The sequence below is a fragment of the Jiella sonneratiae genome (assembly GCF_017353515.1).
GTDB classification, from domain to species: Bacteria; Pseudomonadota; Alphaproteobacteria; order Rhizobiales; family Rhizobiaceae; genus Jiella; species Jiella sonneratiae.
Genome location: NZ_JAFMPY010000008.1, coordinates 72698 through 92060 on the forward strand (window position 1 = coordinate 72698; position 19363 = coordinate 92060).

Genomic DNA, 19363 nt, shown 5'->3' on the forward strand with positions numbered 1-19363 from the left:
GCCACAGGGCAAGCGGACGGAACGTCTGAATATGGGCTGAACGGGGCGGATGGCCCGATCTCGCCCCTTCCGGGGCAGATGGATGGCGTCGCCGCCGGGCCTTTTCCCTCCGGCAACGGCACCGATCGCGCGCAGTCGGTGCGAATCGGCCGGCTTCACCCTAGACTGTCCGCATGGCACCCAACGTCCTCTCGATCCCGCCCGGCCTGCCGTTCCTGAAGACGCTCGCAGAGGCGCTGCTGGACGGGCGGATCGTCGACGGCTTCCGCGACGACGGCGACCCGCTGCAACTCGCCGCGGCGACGATCTACGTGCCGAGCCGGCGCGCCGCGCGGAGCCTCGCCGCCGCCTTCGCCGACACGCTTGCGGAACGTCGCGGAACCCGCTCGGCGATCCTGCCGCGCATCCGCCCGATCGGCGAGGGCGACGAGGCCGGGATCTTCGCCGCCGGGGCCGCCGGCGATGCGGCGGCCGGTGCCGCCCTTCCCGCCATGCCCGAGCTCGAACGAAGGCTCGATCTCGCGCGCCTCGCCCGCGCCTGGCGCCATCTCGCGGACCGGGTCGCCGGGGAGGAGCTTCCCGGCGCAGCGCCCGAGCGCGTCACCGCGGCGGCCGAGGCATTGTGGCTCGCCGGCGACCTCGGCGCGCTGCTCGACGAGATCGAGACCGAGGGGACCTCCTTCGACAAGCTCGCCGGTCTCGCGCCGGACGCCCTCGCGGCGTGGTGGCAGACGACGCTCTCGTTTCTCGGGATCGTCACCGAACACTGGCCGAAGGTGCTCGGCGAGCGCGGCGTCACCAGCGAGGCCGCCGCCAAGAACGTCTGGCTGCGCAGCGAAACGGCGCGGCTTCTCGCCGGCGCGGGCGGCGGACCGGTCGTCGTCGCCGGCTCGACGGCGACCGCCCCGGCGACGCTCGACCTGATGCATGCGGTCGCCTTCCTTCCGAACGGAGCGCTGGTGCTGCCCGGTCTCGACCGGCACATCGGCTCCGAGGGTTTCGCGGCGATCGACCGCGAGGCCTCGATCGCCAGCCCCGGCCATCCGCAATACGGGCTGAAGCGCATCCTCGCCCGCTTCGCCATGCCGCCGGAGGCCGTCCGGCACCTCGCCGAGGGTCTGCCGGCCGGGCTCGCCCGGCGCGAGGCATTCGTGGCGAGCGCGCTTCGCCCGGCCGAGACGACGGCGCTCTGGGCAAAGGAGGCGCCGCGCTTCGGCCCGGACGCTCTGGAGGGCGTGGCGCTCGTCGAGGCGGCGGAACCGCGGGTCGAGGCGCTGGCCATCGCGGTCGCCATGCGCGAGGCGCTCGAGGAACCCGGGCGGACGGTCGCGCTGATCACTCCCGACCGCCGGCTCGCCCGCCGCGTCCTCACCGAGCTCGAACGCTTCGGCATCGCGGCGAACGACTCCGCCGGTCGTCCCCTCGCAGTCACGGCGCCCGGCACGCTGCTCGCCACGCTCCTGACGGTGGCGCTCGAGCCGGGCGATCCGGTCGCCCTCCTCGGACTCCTCAAGCATCCGCTCTGCCGCCTCGGCCGCAGCGCGGCGGACGCCCGCAACGCCGCCCGGGCGATCGAGCTGATCGCCGTCCGCGGCACGGTGGACAAGGCCGACGGGGCACGGCTCGGCGACATCCTCCGCCGGCGCATCGCCGCCATCGAGGCGCTTCCGGTCGGCGAGGTCGGCCGTCTCCTCACCCGTCCGGCCCGCAACGTCAGGCGCAGCGAATATGCGGCGGCGCAGGCCTTCGCCGACGATTTCGCCGCGGCGCTGCAACCGCTGGCGGCGCTGCGCGGCGGCGAGCCGCGCGAGATCGCGGAATTTGCCGTTCCGCTGACCGAGGCGCTCGAAACGCTCGCCCGCGACGAGACCGGCGCGACCGCCGAGCTCTATGCCGGCGAGACGGGCGCCGCCCTCGCGGACTTCCTGTCGCAGCTCGTCTCGGCGCCGGCGACCGGCTTCAGCTTTCCCGCCGAGGAGCTTCCGGATGCGGTCGCCGCGCTCGTCGCCGGCACCACGGTGAAGCCGCGCGGCGGCCTCTCCGCCAGAGCCTTCGTCCTCGGCACGCTGGAGGCGCGGCTCGAAGGCGTCGACACGGCGATCCTCGGCTCGCTCAACGAAGGGATCTGGCCGGCGGGCGCCCGCAGCGGCGCCTTCCTGTCCCGGCTGATGCGCCGCGAGATCGCGCTCGACCCGCCGGAACGGCGGATCGGCCTCGCCGCCCACGACTTCTGGATGGCGATGGGCGCCAAACGCGTCGTCCTCACCCGCTCGCGCCGCATGGACGGGGCGCCGACCATCGCCTCGCGCTTCCTGCAGCGCCTGACGACCCTCGCCGGCAGCGATGCGACGGCGGAAATGGCGGCGCGCGGCGAGGCCTATGTCGCCGCGGCTGAGATGCTGGAGGCGGCAAAGGACCGGCCGCGCATCGCCCGGCCGGCGCCCCGCCCGCCCGAGGAGACGCGGCCACGGCGCTATTCGGTGACCGAGGTGGAGACGCTGATCCGCGATCCCTATGCGGTGCATGCGCGGCGCATCCTGAAGCTCGAGGCCCTGCCGCCGCTGATGCGTGCGCCGCACGCCCGCGAGCGCGGCGAACTGATCCACGCCATCGTCGCCGACTTCGTCATCAAGGGGATCGACCCGGCCGAACCCGACGCGGCGGACGAGCTGGCGCTGATCGCGCGGGAGCATTTCGAGCGCGCCGCCCTGCCCGGCGAGATCGCCGCGATCTGGTGGCCGCGCATCGCCGCCACCGCCGCCCGCTTCCTCGACTGGGAGAAGGCGCGCGGCGACACCGTTCGCGAGCGCCTCGCCGAGCGCTCCGGGGCGAGCGACTTTCCCGCCGTCGGCGTGAGCCTCAGCGGCCGCTCCGACCGCATCGACCGGCTCTCGGACGGCACGATCGAGATCCTCGACTTCAAGACCGGCTCCAGCCCCTCGGTGAAGCAGGCCCGCAGCCTGCTTGCGCCGCAGCTGGCGCTGGAAGGCGGCATGGCGATGCGCGGCGACTTCGAGGGGACGGAGCCCGGCGAGACCATCGCCGACCTCACCTATGTGCGGCTGAAGGAGCGCGAGCTGAAGCAGGAGGGGCTGCGCACGGCCGGCAGCAGGAGCGCCCCGCCCTGCGATCCGACGGCGCTCTGCGACGAGGCGATGCGCCGCTTCGAGGCGATCGCGGCGATGTATCTGAGGGCGGAGACGCCCTTCGGCTCGCGCGCCCGGCCGGTTCTCGCCGGCGACTTTTCCGGCGACTACGACCATCTGGCGCGGGTCAAGGAATGGTCGGTCGCCGGCGGCGACGAGACCGAGGGAGACGCCGAGTGACGAACGCCCAGACGCCCGCCTTTCTCGTCGACGAGACGACGCGGCACCGCCAGGCGGTCGCCTCGGACCCCGACAAGTCGGTCTTCGTCTCGGCGAATGCCGGCTCCGGCAAGACGCACGTCCTCACCGAGCGGGTGGTGCGGCTGCTTCTGTCCGGGGTCGATCCGTCGAAGATCCTCTGCCTCACCTTCACCAAGGCGGCCGCGGCGGAGATGTCGGCCCGCGTCTTCGCCCGGCTCGGCGCCTGGGCGACGATGCCGGACGAGACGCTCGCCGAGGTCCTCGCGCGGCTCGAGGCGGGACGGCGCCCCGGCCGGGAGACGCTGAAGGAGGCGCGCCAGCTCTTCGCCCGCGCGCTGGAGACGCCCGGCGGCCTGAAGATCCAGACGATCCACGCCTTCTGCGAGGCGATCCTCCACCAGTTTCCGCTGGAGGCGGATGTTCCCGGCCATTTCGAGGTGATGGAGGAGGCGGAGACCGGGCGGCTCCTCGCCGAGACGCGCAAGCGGCTCCTCACCGGCACCGTGCGCATGCCGAAGGACGCGGCCGGGCGCCTCGCTTCGGCCTTCGCCGACGCGCTGGAGATCGCCGGCGAATGGGGCCTCGACAAGCTCCTCGCCGACATCGCCTTCAAGCGCGACGAGCTCGCCCGGCATCTCGAGGAGGCCGGCGGCGTCGATGCGGCGATCGCCCTTCTCGGCACGGCACTCGGCGTCGACGAGGAGCTCGACGAAGCGGCGGTCCTCGCCGCGGCGCTGCCCTGCCCGCATCTCGATCCGGACACCTGCGAGATGCTGCGGATCGCGACGCTCGCCTCGAAATCCGCCACCGACGCGAAATTTGCCGAGAAGCTGGTTCTGCTGCTCGACGCGGCGGCGGCGCCGCAGCCGCGGTTCGACGCCTATCGCGGGATCGGGCTCGATTCGAAGGGCGACGTTCGGGGCTCGCTGAAGAGCCTCGTCACCAAGGGCGTCGCCGAATTCGTGCCGGATCTCCTGGAGCGGGTCCAGGCGGCCGGCGGGCGGGCCCGTGCGGTCGAGGAGCGCCTGGCGACGCTGCGGCTTTGTCGGGCGAGCCGCGCCGCCCTTCTCGTCGCCGACGCCTTCGAGCGCGACTATGCCGCGCTGAAGCGCCGGCGCGGCCGGCTCGACTTCACCGACCTCATCGCCCACACCGCCGATCTCCTCCTGAGGTCGGAGGCGTCCGCCTGGGTGCACTACAAGCTCGACAAGGGGATCGACCACATCCTCATCGACGAGGCGCAGGATACGAGCCCCCGCCAGTGGCAGGTGATGCGCGAGCTCGCCGAGGAGTTCTTCGCCGGGGCCGGCGGTCACAACCGCCGCCGCACGCTGTTTGCCGTCGGCGACGAGAAGCAGTCGATCTACTCCTTCCAGGGCGCCTCGCCGCACATGTTCGACGAGGAGCGCCGGCGGGTGGAAAGGCGGGCCGAGGGTGCCGGCCTCGCCTTCGAGGCGGTGCAGCTCAACCGTTCCTTCCGCACCGTCGAGACGGTGCTTTCCGCCGTCGACCGGGTGTTTGCCGACGCCGACAACCGCAAGGGCCTCTCGGCGGGAGGCGAGGCACCGGTGCATTCCGCCGCGCGGCGCGACGGGCCCGGCCTCGTCGAGGTCTGGCCGCCGTTCCGGGCCGAAGCCAAGGAGGAGCCCGACGACTGGACGAAGCCGCTCGACGTCGAGCCGGCGAGCTCGCCGACCCACCGGCTCGCCGCCCGCATCGCCGACACCATCGCCGGCTGGCTGGGGGATCCCGTCCTCGTCAAGGGCGAGCGCCGGCCGCTGACGCCGGGCGACGTCATGGTGCTGGTGCGCAAGCGGTCCGGCTTCGGGGCGGCGCTCGCCGCGGCGCTGCGCGACCGGCGGATCGCCGTCGCCGGGACCGATCGCCTGGTCATCACCGACCACATCGCCGTCGAGGACCTGATGGCGCTCGGCCGCGTCGTCGCGAATTTCGACGACGACCTGTCGCTCGCCGCCGTGCTGAAGAGCCCGCTCTTCGGATTTTCCGACGACGAGGTGATGGCCCTCGCCTTGTCGCGCGAGGCTTCGCAGCCGCTCTCCCTCGGGCTGCGGCTGCTCGCCGACGAAGCCGGCGGCCCGGCCCGGCTGCCGGCCTTCGTGCCCGACGGCGCCCCGGCGACGGCGCTCCTCGAAAAGGCGCGCCTGGCGATCGGCCGCCTCGACGCGTTGCGCAACCGTGCCGGCTTCGAGGGGGTCTTCGCGTTCTATGCCCGCATCCTCGGCCCGGAAGGCGGGCGCAAGGCCCTCGTCTCGCGTCTCGGCGGCGAGGCCGGCGAGGTGATCGACGCCTTCCTCGATCTCGCGCTCGCCAAGGAGGAGGCCGGCATCGCCGGTCTCGACGCCTTCCTCGCCGAGCTTGCCGAAAGCCCGCCGGTGCTGAAACGCGAACTCGGCCACGGGCGCGGCGAGGTGCGGATCCTCACCGTCCATGCCTCCAAGGGGCTGGAGGCGCCGGCGGTGTTCCTGGTCGATCCCGGCTCGGCGCCGTTCTCGGCCTCGCACGGGGCGAGCCTGATGGCCTTCGAGGCGATGCCGGGGCTTCCCCATGGCGCGGCGCCGGGCTTTCTGTGGTGTCCGACGAAGGAACTGAGGAACGCTGCGGTCGACGGGCTGAAGGCGAGCGAGAGGGAGCGCGCCGAGGAGGAGTATCGCCGGCTGCTCTATGTCGGCATGACCCGCGCGGCGGACCGCCTGGTGCTTTGCGGCCTCGCACCGCAGCGCGGCCCGGGCGACGGAACCTGGCTGCAACGGGTCGGCCTGGCGCTGGAGCCGGAGGCGGAGATCGTCACCAATGCCGTCGGCGAGACGATCGCCCTGCGCATCGGCGAGACGCCGTCCGGCGAAAAGCTCGCGCCTGGGCGCGAGGCCTCCCGGACGGCGCCGCCTCTGCCGCTGTCGAGGCTGGCGCCGGAGGAACTGCCGCCGCGACCGCTGTCGCCCTCGCTGGCGAGCGCGGCGGCCGAACTCCTGCCCGAACCGGACGAGGACCTTCGGCGCGACGCCCAAAACGCCGAAAACGCCCCAGACGCCCCAGACGCTGTCAACGCCGCTGCGCCGGGCGGGCTCGGGCGAACGCCGCCCCCCTCGCCGGTCCTCGCCGGCGCTGCGGCGCCGTCCTTCGCAATCCGCCGCGGCCTCGCCGCCCACCGCATGCTCGAACTCCTCCCCGACGTTGCTCCGGTCGAGCGGGACGCGGCGGCACGGCTGATCCTTTCCGCCCTCGCCCACGACCTGCCGCCGGCCGAATGCGACAGTCTCGCCCAGCGGGTGCTCGCCGTGATGGCGGACCCGGCCTTTGCGCCGGTCTTTGCGGAAGGCAGCCGGCCCGAGGTCGCCGTCGCCGGCGAGGTGGCGCTCAAGGGCAGGCGCTTTTCGGTCAACGGCACCATCGATCGGCTGGCGGTGACGGCGGACCGGGTGCTGATCGTCGACTACAAGACCAACCGCCCGCCGCCCGAGGAACTGGACGAGGTGCCTGCGGCCTATGTGCTGCAGCTTGCCCTCTACCGGGCCCTGGTCGCCCCCCTCTATCCGGAAAGGCGCGTCGAGGCGGCGCTGATCTTCACCGAGGCGCCGCGGTTGATCGAGGTTCCGGGCGCGCGTCTCGACGCCGCGCTCGCGGCCCCGGGAGGGACGTCCGTCTTCGCGGCGAAGACGTCGCGTTCGCCGACCGGCGACCTTGCTTGAATTGGCCGCGATGCGGGTCTACCTAGCAGCTAAACTCTCACACAAGGAGCCGGACATGGCCACCAAGAAGGTCGACAGCCAGAGTTTCAAGACCGACGTCCTCGACAGCCAGAAGCCGGTCGTCGTCGACTTCTGGGCCGAGTGGTGCGGCCCGTGCAAGATGATCGCGCCGAGCCTCGAGGAAATCTCCGAGGAGATGAGCACCGTCGAGATCGCCAAGGTCAACATCGACGAAAACCCCGATCTCGCCGCGCAGTTCGGCGTGCGCTCGATCCCGACGCTGCTCCTGTTCAAGAACGGCGAGCCGGCGGCGGTGCAGATCGGCGCCCAGTCGAAGTCGAAGCTGGTCGACTGGATCAAGGGCGCGGCCTGAGCCACACGACGCTTCGGCCCCCGCAGAAACGAAATCAGGCTCGCGCGACCGGCGCGGGCCTTTTTTGCGTCTCGTCGCCTCTGCGATCATGCCGCCGGGAAGACGCGCCGTGCCGGGAAGGGAATACGCGCTGCATCTCCGGCCGGCCTTTGATCGTGCATGGGAGACTATGGGCGGCCCAGTTCGGTCGCGCAACCTGAAAGCGATCGCCGCTCGACGCTCGCGCCGCGGCCGTTTCGGCCGAAACCCTTGGTTTCGAAACGTTTACCGCCTTTCGAAGGATTCGATACAACCGGCCTCCGGGCGCGCTACTATGTGCCGCATAGGGATCGGCCCGCCGGTCGTCACGCATCGCATCGGAGGACGACAAGTCTGAGCGCCTTCCTCGCCCGGGTCCTCGCCGCCCTGTTCGGCGGCTTCCTGTTCAGCCAGTCGGCCGAGTTCACGCAGCAGTATCTGCAGCGTCTCGGCGGGGCGGCGGACGAGATGCAGGCCGTCGTCCAGCGCTTCGAGGAGAGCGCCCGCGCCTCCGACCTCACCGCGCGGCAGGCCATCGACCGGCTGAAGACAAATCCCGACGACGTCGCCGTCCGGCAGGGAAGCGACGCGGAGACGAATCTCGAGCGCTATGGCGATCTCGAACGGCGCTACCGCGCGCTGGTGTCGACGGCGCCGCTGTTCCGGCCCTTCGAGGTGGCCATCGATCCGGACTGGACGATCGCGGGCCGGGCCGCATCGGACTATCGGCCGGCGATCCCGGCGACCGGCGACGGGGTACTTCTCGCGCTGTTCGGCTTCGTCGCCGGCTGGGTCTGCGGGGCCGGCGGCCACGGCGCCGTGGCGCTGCGCCGGCGCCGCTCCCGCACTCGCACTCCCGCGCGCCCCGGCGAGGGCAAGGAAGAGTTCATCGAGTAATACGAGATCTGCTCGATCAGAGCGGGGCTCGTATCAAGCCCGCGCGGCGAATGAGCGTCTTTGTTTCCGGCATCACGAAGTGATCTGCCGGAAACCGTATAATGCCGGGCGCAGGCGCCCGATTCCCCGATACCCTAGCGCGGCGCCATGCCGTTCTTTCCCAAGACCTCGCCGACGAGATAGAGCGAGCCGCAGATCAAAAATCGCGGCGCCGGCGTCGCCTGCCAGTTGGTCGAGACGAGAGCGATCGCCTCCTCGACGCTGTCGCAGGGTTCGGCGTCGAGCCCCGCCTCGATGGCGGCATCGGCGAGTTCGTCCGGGTCGATGCCGGCCTCGCTCATGTTGACCGGCACCGTGAACACCCGGCGGGCCATGCCGGCGAAAGCCGAGAAGAAGCCGACCGGCTCCTTGGTGTTGATCATCCCCGCGATGAGGAACAGCGGCCGCGGCACCCGCTCCTCCATGTCGGCGAGGGTCTCGGCGATGGCGACGCCGGCGCCGGGATTGTGGCCGCCGTCGATCCAGATCTCGGCGCCCGAAACGGCGCGGTCGAGCAGCGGACCGGCGGTGACGCGCTGCATCCGCCCGAACCACTCGACGCTGCCGAGCCCCCTCTCGATGGCCGTCTCGGACGGCGGATAGGGCCCCTGCCTGAGGGCGGCGATGGCGGAGGCGGCATTGACGATCTGGTGGCGGCCGGGCAGCCGCGGCAGCGGCAGGTCGAGGAGGCCGAGGCCGTCCTGATAGACCATCCGGCCGTGTTCCTCATAGGCGAAATAGTCCTGGCCGTAGACGCAGACCGGCGCCCCCACCCGGTCGGCGATGGTGGTCAGCACCTCGAGCGCCACCTCCTCCGCCTGCTGGCCGATCACCACCGGAACGCCGGGCTTGATGATGCCGCCCTTCTCGGCCGCAATCAGCTCGACCCGGTCGCCGAGGAACGACTGGTGGTCGAGCGAGATCGGCGTGATGACGCTGACCGCCGGCCGGGGAATGACGTTGGTCGCGTCGAAGCGGCCCCCGAGCCCGACCTCGACGATCGCCATCTCGGCCGGGGCCTCGGAAAACAGCATGAAGGTGACGGCGGTCAGGATCTCGAAGACGGTGATCGGACGGCCGCCATTGGCCGAGGCGGCGCGGCGCACCGCTTCGGCGAGCACCGCATCGTCGACGAGGCCGGAGCCGCCGCCGGGCCGGGCGAGGCGATAGCGCTCGTGCCAGTGGACGAGATGCGGCGAGGTATGGGTGTGGACGGCGCGGCCGTCGGCCTCGAGGATCGCCCGCGCAAAGGCGGTGACCGAGCCCTTGCCGTTGGTGCCGGCGACGTGCAGCGTCGGCGGCAGGCGCAGATGCGGATCGCCGAGGGCTGCCAGCAGCCGCGCGATGCGATCCAGCGTGAGGTCGAAGCCCTTGGGATGGCGGCCGAGAAGCGTCTCGATCTCGGCCGCGGCGAGAGAGGTCGTCGTCATCGCGGCGTGTTACGCCAGAGCTTGCGAAGATGCAAAGCGCGGCTCAGTGAGCATCGGCGCGATCGGCGGCCTCCGCCTCGTGCGGCGCGGGCTGGCCCTCCTGCCCGGAAGCCTCGCCGATCGCCGCGCCGTTTTCGAGAAGCCCCGCGACGGTGTCGCCCGGCGCCTTCAGGAGGAGTTTCAGGAGCGTCGCGATCCGGCCCTTCAGCTGCTGGCGCGGCACGACCATGTCGACCATGCCGTGCTCCATCAGATATTCCGCCCGCTGGAAGCCGTCGGGAAGCTTCTCGCGGATCGTCTGCTCGATCACTCTCGCGCCGGCAAAGCCGATCACCGCCCCCGGCTCGGCGATGTGGACGTCGCCGAGCATCGCGTAGGAGGCCGAGACGCCCCCCGCCGTCGGATTGGTGAGGACGACGACGTAGGGAAGGCCCGCTTCCTTCAGCATCTCCACCGCGACGGTGGTGCGCGGCAGCTGCATCAGCGACAGGATGCCTTCCTGCATGCGCGCGCCGCCCGAGGCCGAGAACAGCACCAGCGGCCGCTTCTCCTCGATCGCCGTCTCGAAGCCGCGGATGATCGCCTCGCCCGCGGCCATGCCGAGCGAGCCGCCCATGAAGGCGAAGTCCTGGACGGTCGCGACGATCGGCAGCCCCTCGATCGCGCCCTTGGCGACGACGACGGCATCGTCCATCTCCGCCTTGGCGCGATTTTCCTTCAGCCGGTCGACATAGCGCTTCTGGTCGCGGAACCTGAGCGGGTCGACCGCCGCGGTCGGCAGGTCGACGAGTTCGTAGGCGCCGCCGTCGAAGAAATGGTCGAGACGGTCCCGGGCGCGGATGCGCATGTGGAAGCCCGAGGACGGCACCACCCAGTGGTTGGCCTCGAGGTCCTTGTGAAAGACCATCTCGCCGGTCTCGGGACATTTGATCCAGAGGTTCTCCGGCACCTGGCGGGCGGCGAGAAGGCTGGAGATCTTCGGGCGGACGTAGTTGGTGATCCAGTTCACGGGGCGATCCGTCTTCCTGTTCGCGAGGGCGGGATGCGGAGCTCAGATGGCCGCGATGTCACGCCTTGGCAAGGCGCGCGCCGCGAACGCCGGCCGCAAGGCGCGAAACGATCCCGGTCACGGAGGAGACCGCAGCCGCGCCGCCGCCGTCCTCGAGCGAGGCCTCGATGGCCGAGACCAGCGCCGAGCCGACGACGACGCCGTCGGCGCCGCGGCCGATCTCGGCCGCCTGTTCGGCGGTCCTGACGCCGAAGCCGACGCAGACGGGCAGGTCGGTGTGGCGCTTGATCCGCGCGACGGCCGCCGCGACCTTGCCGGAATCGGGCGCCGCCGATCCGGTGATGCCGGTGATCGAGACGTAGTAGACGAAGCCCGAGGTGTTCTTCAGCACCGCCGGCAGGCGCTTGTCGTCGGTGGTCGGCGTCGCGAGGCGGACGAAGTTGAGACCCGCCTGAAGCGCCGGCAGGCAGAGTTCCTCGTCCATCTCCGGCGGCAGGTCGACGACGATCAGGCCGTCGACGCCGGCGACGAGCGCATCCTTCACGAAGGCCTCGACGCCATAGACGTAGATCGGGTTGAAGTAGCCCATCAGGATGATCGGCGTCTCGGTGTCGCCCCGCCGGAAGTCCGTCACCAGGGACAGCGTCTTCTTCAGGCTTTCGCCGGCCTTCAGCGCCCGGAGCCCGGCCTTCTGGATCGCCGGACCGTCGGCCATCGGATCGGAGAACGGCATGCCGAGTTCGATGACGTCGGCGCCGGCATCGGGAAGCGCCCGGACGATCTCGAGCGCCGTCGCGTGATCCGGATCGCCGGCCATGACGAAGGTGACGAGGGCGGGTCGGCCCTCTTCTTTCAGCTTGGCGAAACGGGCTTCGATGCGGGTGGTCATGGATGCGCTTTCGAACGGGACGCCGAGTGAGTTTCTTCGCGGGCGCCTGAAATCCGGAACTGCCGATGGATGCCGCGTTCCTTACGCCATCATGCGCCGCGCTGCCAAGCGGGTCGGAACCGGCGAACGCCCGCCGCGCGCCGTCCGATCGCCGGTGCCGGCGCGCAGAAAGACGACGGCGCGGGAGCGCCGGCGAAGAGGACGATCGCAGGGCGCCCCGACCACGATCCCGGGCTCACGGCTTGCGGCAGACCTCCTCCACCCAGGCCGCCGTCGCCGCATCGACGAAATCCACCCGGAAGCCGAAGATCGCCGGCGTCTCGTAGGGATGCGCCGCGCGGATAGCCGCCGCGCAGGCCTCGAACAGGTCGGCCCGCGTCTTGACGGCGAGGCGCCACTCGTCCTGGCGCTGGCGTTTGCCCTGCCACCAGAAGCGGCTGTCGATCTCCTTGACCGGAATGTTGCAGCAGGCCGCGAGCTTCTCGTCGAGCAGCTTGCCGGCGATTTCCCGCGCGTCGAGCAGCGACGGGCAGGTGACGTGGATTTCGACGATGTCGGTCAATGATGCGCTCCCGAGCCAGGTTCTTCTCGTATGGTTTTATGGCCACTCGCCGGATCGCTCGGCGCGTTGGTCGAAGACGCGAATGATCTCGATCCGGTCCTCGCGCACGACGTAGACGAAGATGAACGGCGTTCGTCCAAGAACGATCTCACGCGTGCCTTCTTCTCCCTGCCGTCCCGCAAGCGGATGCTCCCGCAACGTCTGCATCGTCCTGCCGAACTGGAGGCGCGCTCTCACGGCACCGTCCGGGAAAATCTCTTCATAGTACCGCCGGAACCAGCCGAGATCGGCACGGGCGCGCGGCAGGAAGACGATTTTCATCGGCCTGGGAAGACATCAGGCTCCGGAGGCGGAAGTTCGTCGGCCGTCCCCCAGCTTTCGACCCAGCGCGAGATCGCCGCCTCTGAGACGAACACGCCATCCTCGGCCTCCTGCAAGGCCTGGCGAACGGCTTCGCGCTTGACCTTGCGGCCCGAAAGATATTGCGCGATCGCCGCCTCGGCGACTTCCGCCGCCGTCTGGTTGGTCATGCTGGCTTCGGCCTCGAGATCCGCCTTCACCGAAGGCTCGAGCCGAACGGATAAGTCGACCGACGCCATCGAACGTCTCCTTCCAATATGCAGCTCTGGCCGGATCGGCAGATGCGGCGGAGCCGATCGAGCCTCGCCTAGAGCTCCATCCCCAGATGCTTCGCCACGGTGTGCACGTCCTTGTCGCCGCGACCGCAGAGATTCATCACGATGACCTGGTCGCGGCCCATCTTCGGGGCGCGCTTGATCACCTCGGCCAGCGCATGGGCCGGCTCCAGCGCCGGGATGATGCCCTCCGTGCGGGTCAGCATCTGGAAGGCGGCGAGCGCCTCCCGGTCCATGATCGGCACATATTCGACACGTCCGGTGTCCTTCAGCCAGGAATGTTCCGGGCCGATGCCGGGATAGTCGAGACCCGCCGAGATCGAATGGCCCTCCTTGATCTGCCCGTCGGAGGTCTGCAGGAGATAGGTGCGGTTGCCGTGTAGGACGCCCGGCGAGCCGGCGGTCAGCGAGGCGCAGTGCTCCTCGCCGTCGAGCCCCTTGCCGCCGGCCTCGACGCCGACGATCGCGACGTCCTTGTCGTCGAGGAACGGGTGGAACAGGCCGATGGCGTTGGAGCCGCCGCCGACGGCGGCGACCAGCATGTCCGGCAGCCGGCCTTCGGCCTCCATGACCTGCTCGCGCGCCTCCTTGCCGATGACGCTCTGGAACTCGCGCACCAGTTCCGGATAGGGGTGGGGGCCGGCGGCCGTGCCGATCAGGTAGTAGGTCGATTCGACGTTGGTGACCCAGTCCCGGAGCGCCTCGTTCATGGCGTCCTTCAGCGTGCCGTGGCCGGCCGTGACGGGGCGCACCTCGGCGCCGAGGAGCTTCATCCGGAAGACGTTCGGCGCCTGCCGCTCGACGTCGGTGGCGCCCATGTAGACGACGCAGGGCAGGCCGAACCGCGCACAGACCGTCGCCGTCGCGACGCCGTGCTGGCCGGCGCCGGTCTCGGCGATGATGCGGGTCTTGCCCATCTTGCGGGCGAGCAGGATCTGGCCGAGGCAGTTGTTGATCTTGTGCGAGCCGGTGTGGTTCAGCTCGTCGCGCTTGAAGTAGATTTTCGCGCCGCCCAACTCCTCGGTCAGCCGCTCGGCGAAATAGAGCGGCGACGGGCGGCCGGTGTAGTGCTTGTTCAGCCCGTCGAGCTCGGCCTTGAACGCCGGATCGGCCCGCGCCGCGTTCCAGTGCTCCTGCAGGTCGAGGATCAGCGGCATCAGCGTCTCGGCGACGAAGCGCCCGCCGAACAGGCCGAAGCGCCCCTCTTCGTCGGGGCCGGCGCGGAAGGAGTTGGGCAGCTGCTGGTTCATGGGCTCTCTAGCCTTTCAGGCTGGCGTCCCGGCGGCGATCCGGTCCAGCGCGTCGAAGAAGGTGTCGATGCGGCGGACGTCCTTCACGCCCGGCGCGCTCTCGACGCCGGAGGAGACGTCAATGCCGGCGGGCCGCGCCACGCGCAGCGCCTCGGCGACGTTGTCCGCGTCGATGCCACCGGAAAGCATGTAGGCGAGGCCGGGGTCAAGGACAGCGAGCAGCCGCCAGTCGAAGGAGACGCCGTTGCCGCCCGGCAGGTCGGAGCCCTTGGGCCGCTTCGAATCGAGCAAAATGCGGTCGGCGACGCCGCGATAGGCAGCAATGGCCTCAAGATCGGCGGCTTCCGCAACCGGCAGCGCCTTCATCACCTTCAGCCCGGTCCGCGCCTTCACTTCCGCGACCCGTTCGGGCGTTTCCCGCCCGTGCAGCTGCAGCCAGTCCGGCCGCACCTCCCCGGCAAAGCGCGCGATCAGATCGTCGTCCGGGTCGACCGTGACAATGACGGTTTCGGCGCGGCCGGCGACGCGGCGCACCAACGCGGCCATCGGCTCGACGTCGAGATGCCGGGGACTTTTGGCGAAATGCACGAAGCCGACATGGCTCGCGCCGCGGGAGAGCGCCGCGTCCAGGGTCTCGGGCGTCGACAGGCCGCAGATTTTGACGTCGGGTTTCATGAGACGGCAAGTGGCATCGAAACGCGGCGATGTCGAGGGGCGGAGGGGGATCCGGCAAGTCGGGGCGACGTGACCATGGAGAGGATCTTGCCAGAAGCAAACTATCGTGGGGCTATGTCGTGCACGGCCGGCTTAGTCGCGGGCTGAGATGGCGAGGCATCATCACATCGAAAGCGGCCTCGACAACGTCTATATCGAAGACATCGCGGCCGATCGCGAGGCGGTCGGCGAGGAGATGATCGCCATCCCCGCCGTCAATCGCGGTGAGATCGAAATCGACTCGACGGCCGAGACGCTGATCCGCCGGATGGCGATCGAAAGGCTGAAGCTCTTGGAGATGTCGGCATCAAGCTCCTGGCGCAGCGCAGCGTTCCCAAAGCCGAAACTCAGCCAATCACCATCCGCGCGGCGGATCGCGGCACCACCGGCTACTCGCTCGCCGCATAGGCAGCATCGTCCATGGCCGGCGGTGGCGTTGAATTCACCGCGGTCGACGGACGCATCGGGTCGAAACCGCGCCGTCCCTCACCCCACTCCGATCGCATGCAGCCCCGACCCATGCTGCTTCAGCCAGGCCTTGCCGGCCTGCGTGTCGGGGCAGAGCCTTTCGCACAGCGCCCAGAATTGCGGGCCGTGGTTCATCTCGACGAAATGCGCCACCTCGTGGGCGGCGAGATAGTCGAGGACGAAGGGCGGCGCCATGACGATCCGCCAGGAAAAGGCGAGGCGCCGGTCGTGGGTGCAGGAGCCCCAGCGGCTGGTGGTGTCCTTGATGGTGATGGCGCGGGGCTCCAGACCGACCGCCGCCGCGTGGCACTTCACCCGTTCGGAAAGGTCGCGCCCGGCCTCGCGGCAGAAAAAGTCGAGGACGCGGCGGGTAAAATGCCTGTCTTCGCCGCCGACGAGGAGCTGCTGGCGAATGCCGGCGATGGCGGCATCGTCGGGCCGGGCCGGCGCTGCACCGGAAGCGGGATCGCCTCGGTGGCGACCGGCGTTTTCCGCTCCGCCAAGGGCGGCCGCGCCTGCAGCGCCCGCCGCGCCCCCATGTCCAACGGCGTCGCGAGACCTGATCGGTTCCATTCCCGCTGCCTGGAACAGGTCGCCCATCGCGCCTGCCGCGTGAAGCCGAGGCGGACGGTGCCGTGAGGCGACCGGCGGCGAGACGGCTTGCGGGGCCTCCGGTTCGGCCCGATCGCCGACAGGCGCCAGCCGCGTGACCAGCCGGCCGCCGCGATGGGTCAGCAGCGTCGGCTCGCCGCGCAGCGGGACGATCGCGCCGGGCGCAATGACGACGCGGTCCGGGACGCGCGCCAGTCGCTCTTCGACCCAGCCGCGGTGGCGGTCGAGAAACCCGCGTATCTTGCGGGCCGACATGCCGCGCGGCACCGTCACGATCAAACCGCCGCCGCCGGGTGCGATGCGCATGATCATGCGCTTTGCCCGCGGATTCTGCCGGATGGTCAAGGGGAGCGGGCTCCCCGCGACGTCGATCGTTTCGGGCAGCGGCGGTTCCGGTTTGCGGCGCAGAAGCTGAGGCATCGAGAACGGCGATCCGGCTTGTGTCTCACGTCGGAGACGGGTGGTGGAAATCCGCCTGCGTCCACCCCGTTCGCCGAGCGGCTCAGTCTAGCCCAGAATGAAAAGCGGCGGCACCCCGAAGGATGCCGCCGCCCGGCTCAATCAACAGCCGCTGTCGGCCGTGAGGGGCAAGGGCTACCCGTTGCCCCCGATTCTGGTCTCGATTTCGGCCTCGCGTTCGGCAGGGCCGCATGCCGTCGCCGGGCGGCAGATCAGGCCGGCTGGCCGTCGACGATCGGGCCACCCTCGTCGCGGCGGGACTCGCGGCCCTTGCGGTCGCGCATGAAGCGGTCGAACTCTTCCTGGTCCTTGGCCCGGCGCAGTTCGCGGGCATAGGCCTCGAACTCGGCCGCCGCCTCGTTCAGCCGGCGCCGCTCCTCGTCGAGCCGGCGAAGCTCGGCGTCGCGCCAGTCGTCGAAGGCGACGTTGCCGGTCGCCTCTTGCCGGAAGGGTTGCTTGAAGCCGGCACGCCGCATGTTGCACATGAACTTGTCGGTCGAAGTGTTGACGTCGCGCTTGAACCCCTCGAGGCGCTCGCCCCAGAGGATGTAGGCCAGCATCGCCAGACCAAGCGGCCACCAGACGAAGAACCCGCCGACCATCACGGCAATCGTCACCGGCGTCCAGGCCGGACGAATGAGAGCTTGTGAAGTCATCGCAGTCACGTTCCTTTTGAATATGGCCGCGATGGCAAGCATCGCGGGAGAGAGGCCTCTCGTTTTTTGTCGATGATTAAGAGATGGTGAGCGGATTTTCGCCCTTCAATGGTTTTCGCGCGAAAATCCTGCCGCCCTTCGGCGAAAGCCGGAATGCCATGCTGCGCCGATCGCCGTCCCCTCCCCGCTCCGATCATCTGACGCCGCGCGTCTCGTCCTTTCCGGCATCCGCCGCCGCGGACGGATCGCCCGTCAGGGTGCGCCGGATGTCGGTGGCGACGAACGCCGCCGCGCGCCGGAAGGCATCGTCGGTGTCGCCGCGAAAGGTGATGACGCGGTCGAAGACGACACGGTTCTTGGCAACGTCGAGAACGTCGACGCGACCGAAGCCGACGAGCGTGCTCATCTTGTGGATCCCGCCATAGACCAGATAGTCGGCGCCGGCGCGCTTCGCCTCGCCGAGCAGCGGCTCTGCCCTCAGCGCCGCAAGGCTGCATCCCGATGCCGCGCCCGTCATGCAGGCGAGCGTCACCTTGTCGAGACTGCCGGCCTCGACGAGTTCGGCCTCCAGCCGGTCGCGAAACACCGCCAGCCGTTCGGCATGGGCCGCGGTCTGGTCGCGCGCCTCGCCCGACGTGTCGGCATAGTCGAACTTAGCGACGGCGACCATCGCCGTCTTGCCTGCCGCGATCTCGGCCGCCGCGCCGGACGAGGTGGCGGCGATCCCGATCGTCGCGACGAGGGCCGCCAGCCAGCCGGTTCCGTTTCTGTCGTTCCTGTCGTTGATGTCGTTCATGTCCTTCCTCCCGATGCGCCGCGGCCGGCCCCGGCAGGGCCGCACCCGCCGGGAAGGCCATCGGCCGCGATCCCGCAGAAGAAGTGGAGGTTTCGTCGGCGACAGCAAGAAACCTTGGACAGGCGTGAAGGGAATGGAAAGCCCGCCTTCGCCCACCCATGTTCCTCGGAGGCCCCGGCGGCTTTGCGGCCGGTGCCTGCCGGCACAAGTCCGACGAAGGAGACTGCGATGACCTCGAGCGTGATCCCGACGCTCCGCTACGCCGATGCGCGGGCGATGATCGACTGGCTCTGCTCCGTCCTCGGCTTCGAACGGCGCGCCGTTCACGAGGCGGACGACGGCACCATCCTTCATGCCGAGCTGGTCCACGGCGCCGGCATGGTCATGGTCGGCGAGGCGCGCGACGACGATTTCGGCGCATGTCAGGCACCGCCATCCGGCGGCGACGCCCGGGTGACCCAGAGCCCCTATGTCGTCGTGACCGACATCGACCGGCTCTACGAGGCGGTGAAGGCCGCCGGCGCGACGGTGGTGATGGACCTTGCCGACAAGGACTACGGCTCCCGCGAATTCTCCTGCCGCGATCCGGAGGGGCATCTGTGGAATTTCGGCACCTACGACCCCTGGCGGACGGGCGTGTGACGGCTTCGCGCTTGCGCAGAAGGCTCAGGCTGCCGTAAGGCCCGCTTCGCCCCAGGAACCGGGGGGACGCGGCGCTCCTCCAGCCGCCGCGTCGTCCCGTTCGAAACGTCACCGTCGGTACCGCTGTTCGGGCCGATCCAGCAGAAGCCGTGCCGATGGACTGGACCGCCCCGATCGACGACTATTGCGAACGCACCAGCGCGGCCTTCTGGGCCGAGCCGCTGAATGCCTGGACGAATATCGCCTTCATCGCCGCGGCGCTGCTCGGGCTCAGCCTCTGGAAGATGCGCGGCGGGCGCGACGAACCCGCCCTTGCCCTCTGCCTCCTCGTCGCGGTGATCGGCGCGGGATCCTTCCTATTCCACACCGTCGCCACGCGCTGGGCGAGCCTTGCCGACGTCGTGCCGATCGCGGTCTTCATCTACGGCTATTTCGCCCTGGCGCTCAGCCGGTTCTTCGCGCTGACGCCGCTCGTCGCGGCGGCGGGAACCGCGGTCTTCTTCGCCGCATCGCTCGTCGTCGAACCGGTGCTCGCCGCGATCGTCGGCTCCTCGGCCGGCTACATGCCGGGGCTCTTCGCCCTCGTCGGCGTCGGCGGCATCCTGGTCTCGCGGCGCGAGGAGCCGGGCACCCTCGTGCTCGGCGCCGGCGCGACCTTCTTCGTCTCGCTGATCTTCCGCATGCTCGACGCACCGCTCTGCGAGGTCTGGCCGCTCGGCACCCATGCGGTCTGGCACGTCCTGAACGCCGTCACCCTCGGCCTGCTGCTCGTCGCCGCAATCGACGCGCCGCCGGTCCCGGCAGCCCGCCGCAGGGCCTGAGCGCGGCGGACGGGGCCGCGGCTTCCCGCCCGACTGCCC

The 19363-nt window shown here is 70.3% G+C and carries 17 protein-coding genes; 6 read left to right on the top strand and 11 right to left on the bottom strand.

The genetic code is table 11. The features are described 5' to 3' along the window. Window positions 1-173: 173 nt before the first annotated feature. The 4 genes from addB to J1C47_RS09725 all read left to right on the top strand — a co-directional run bounded on the left by addB (window position 174) and on the right by J1C47_RS09725 (window position 8342). Entirely contained in the window at window positions 174-3326 is a 3153-nt protein-coding gene (addB, locus tag J1C47_RS09710) for a double-strand break repair protein AddB (RefSeq protein ID WP_207350561.1), read from the top strand. Further along, on the top strand, window positions 3323-7054 hold the full coding sequence (gene addA, locus J1C47_RS09715; protein ID WP_342591959.1) for a double-strand break repair helicase AddA: 3732 nt from the start codon (window positions 3323-3325) through the stop codon (window positions 7052-7054). Before addB ends, addA begins: the two co-directional genes overlap by 4 nt. A 10-nt stretch (window positions 7055-7064) precedes the next feature. Beyond that, entirely contained in the window at window positions 7065-7427 is a 363-nt protein-coding gene (trxA, locus tag J1C47_RS09720) for a thioredoxin (RefSeq protein ID WP_281065501.1), read from the top strand. A gap of 315 nt (window positions 7428-7742) precedes the next feature. Next, window positions 7743-8342 (top strand): DUF2937 family protein, encoded by a 600-nt coding sequence (locus tag J1C47_RS09725; RefSeq protein WP_207350564.1) that lies wholly within the window; start codon window positions 7743-7745, stop codon window positions 8340-8342. A 134-nt stretch (window positions 8343-8476) separates the two neighbouring features. On the opposite strand, the gene J1C47_RS09730 is transcribed toward J1C47_RS09725, so the two are convergent. The 11 genes from J1C47_RS09730 to J1C47_RS09780 all read right to left on the bottom strand — a co-directional run bounded on the left by J1C47_RS09730 (window position 8477) and on the right by J1C47_RS09780 (window position 17861). After that, complete coding sequence (locus J1C47_RS09730; protein WP_207350565.1) at window positions 8477-9811, bottom strand: bifunctional folylpolyglutamate synthase/dihydrofolate synthase; 1335 nt, start codon at window positions 9809-9811, stop codon at window positions 8477-8479. Window positions 9812-9854: 43 nt separating this feature from the next. Then, window positions 9855-10820, bottom strand: coding sequence for an acetyl-CoA carboxylase, carboxyltransferase subunit beta (gene accD, locus J1C47_RS09735; protein WP_207350566.1), 966 nt, complete (start codon window positions 10818-10820; stop codon window positions 9855-9857). A 58-nt stretch (window positions 10821-10878) separates the two neighbouring features. Next, window positions 10879-11709 (bottom strand): tryptophan synthase subunit alpha, encoded by an 831-nt coding sequence (gene trpA / locus J1C47_RS09740; protein ID WP_207350567.1) that lies wholly within the window; start codon window positions 11707-11709, stop codon window positions 10879-10881. Window positions 11710-11944: 235 nt separating this feature from the next. Next, on the bottom strand, window positions 11945-12271 hold the full coding sequence (gene cutA, locus J1C47_RS09745; RefSeq protein ID WP_207350568.1) for a divalent-cation tolerance protein CutA: 327 nt from the start codon (window positions 12269-12271) through the stop codon (window positions 11945-11947). 36 nt (window positions 12272-12307) lie between these two features. Next, window positions 12308-12592 (bottom strand): type II toxin-antitoxin system RelE/ParE family toxin, encoded by a 285-nt coding sequence (locus J1C47_RS09750; protein WP_207350569.1) that lies wholly within the window; start codon window positions 12590-12592, stop codon window positions 12308-12310. Further along, entirely contained in the window at window positions 12589-12870 is a 282-nt protein-coding gene (locus tag J1C47_RS09755) for a hypothetical protein (protein ID WP_207350570.1), read from the bottom strand. The genes J1C47_RS09750 and J1C47_RS09755 overlap by 4 nt, the downstream gene beginning before the upstream one ends. A gap of 68 nt (window positions 12871-12938) precedes the next feature. Next, window positions 12939-14156 carry a tryptophan synthase subunit beta gene (gene trpB / locus J1C47_RS09760; RefSeq protein WP_207350571.1) on the bottom strand — a complete coding sequence of 406 codons (1218 nt, stop codon included), beginning with the start codon at window positions 14154-14156 and terminating at the stop codon, window positions 12939-12941. A 15-nt stretch (window positions 14157-14171) separates the two neighbouring features. Next, a complete protein-coding gene (locus J1C47_RS09765) occupies window positions 14172-14831 on the bottom strand; it encodes a phosphoribosylanthranilate isomerase (RefSeq protein WP_207350572.1) in 660 nt (219 codons plus the stop codon). Window positions 14832-15356: 525 nt separating this feature from the next. Further along, on the bottom strand, window positions 15357-16295 hold the full coding sequence (locus J1C47_RS09770) for a M48 family metallopeptidase (protein ID WP_245396475.1): 939 nt from the start codon (window positions 16293-16295) through the stop codon (window positions 15357-15359). Window positions 16296-16621: 326 nt separating this feature from the next. Continuing rightward, on the bottom strand, window positions 16622-17065 hold the full coding sequence (locus J1C47_RS09775) for a DUF2852 domain-containing protein (protein WP_207350573.1): 444 nt from the start codon (window positions 17063-17065) through the stop codon (window positions 16622-16624). A 193-nt stretch (window positions 17066-17258) separates the two neighbouring features. Continuing rightward, on the bottom strand, window positions 17259-17861 hold the full coding sequence (locus tag J1C47_RS09780; protein ID WP_207350574.1) for a DUF2380 domain-containing protein: 603 nt from the start codon (window positions 17859-17861) through the stop codon (window positions 17259-17261). A 228-nt stretch (window positions 17862-18089) separates the two neighbouring features. On the opposite strand from J1C47_RS09780, the gene J1C47_RS09785 reads away from it, so the two are divergent. Both J1C47_RS09785 and J1C47_RS09790 read left to right on the top strand, forming a co-directional pair. Further along, window positions 18090-18503, top strand: coding sequence for a VOC family protein (locus J1C47_RS09785; protein WP_207350575.1), 414 nt, complete (start codon window positions 18090-18092; stop codon window positions 18501-18503). Window positions 18504-18658: 155 nt separating this feature from the next. Then, entirely contained in the window at window positions 18659-19324 is a 666-nt protein-coding gene (locus tag J1C47_RS09790) for a ceramidase domain-containing protein (protein ID WP_207350576.1), read from the top strand. The last annotated feature ends 39 nt before the right edge of the window (window positions 19325-19363 follow it).

Bases quoted from the DNA above. Each gene is read 5' to 3' on its own strand.
- trpA (WP_207350567.1), bottom strand. From the start codon at position 11,709: ATGACCACCCGCATCGAAGCCCGTTTCGCCAAGCTGAAAGAAGAGGGC.
- J1C47_RS09780 (WP_207350574.1), bottom strand. From the start codon at position 17,861: ATGAACGACATCAACGACAGGAACGACAGAAACGGAACCGGCTGGCTG.
- trxA (WP_281065501.1), top strand. From the start codon at position 7,065: ATGCGGGTCTACCTAGCAGCTAAACTCTCACACAAGGAGCCGGACATG.
- J1C47_RS09750 (WP_207350569.1), bottom strand. From the start codon at position 12,592: ATGAAAATCGTCTTCCTGCCGCGCGCCCGTGCCGATCTCGGCTGGTTC.
- J1C47_RS09730 (WP_207350565.1), bottom strand. From the start codon at position 9,811: ATGACGACGACCTCTCTCGCCGCGGCCGAGATCGAGACGCTTCTCGGC.
- J1C47_RS09790 (WP_207350576.1), top strand. From the start codon at position 18,659: ATGGACTGGACCGCCCCGATCGACGACTATTGCGAACGCACCAGCGCG.
- J1C47_RS09775 (WP_207350573.1), bottom strand. From the start codon at position 17,065: ATGACTTCACAAGCTCTCATTCGTCCGGCCTGGACGCCGGTGACGATT.
- J1C47_RS09765 (WP_207350572.1), bottom strand. From the start codon at position 14,831: ATGAAACCCGACGTCAAAATCTGCGGCCTGTCGACGCCCGAGACCCTG.
- addB (WP_207350561.1), top strand. From the start codon at position 174: ATGGCACCCAACGTCCTCTCGATCCCGCCCGGCCTGCCGTTCCTGAAG.
- trpB (WP_207350571.1), bottom strand. From the start codon at position 14,156: ATGAACCAGCAGCTGCCCAACTCCTTCCGCGCCGGCCCCGACGAAGAG.
- J1C47_RS09755 (WP_207350570.1), bottom strand. From the start codon at position 12,870: ATGGCGTCGGTCGACTTATCCGTTCGGCTCGAGCCTTCGGTGAAGGCG.
- J1C47_RS09785 (WP_207350575.1), top strand. From the start codon at position 18,090: ATGACCTCGAGCGTGATCCCGACGCTCCGCTACGCCGATGCGCGGGCG.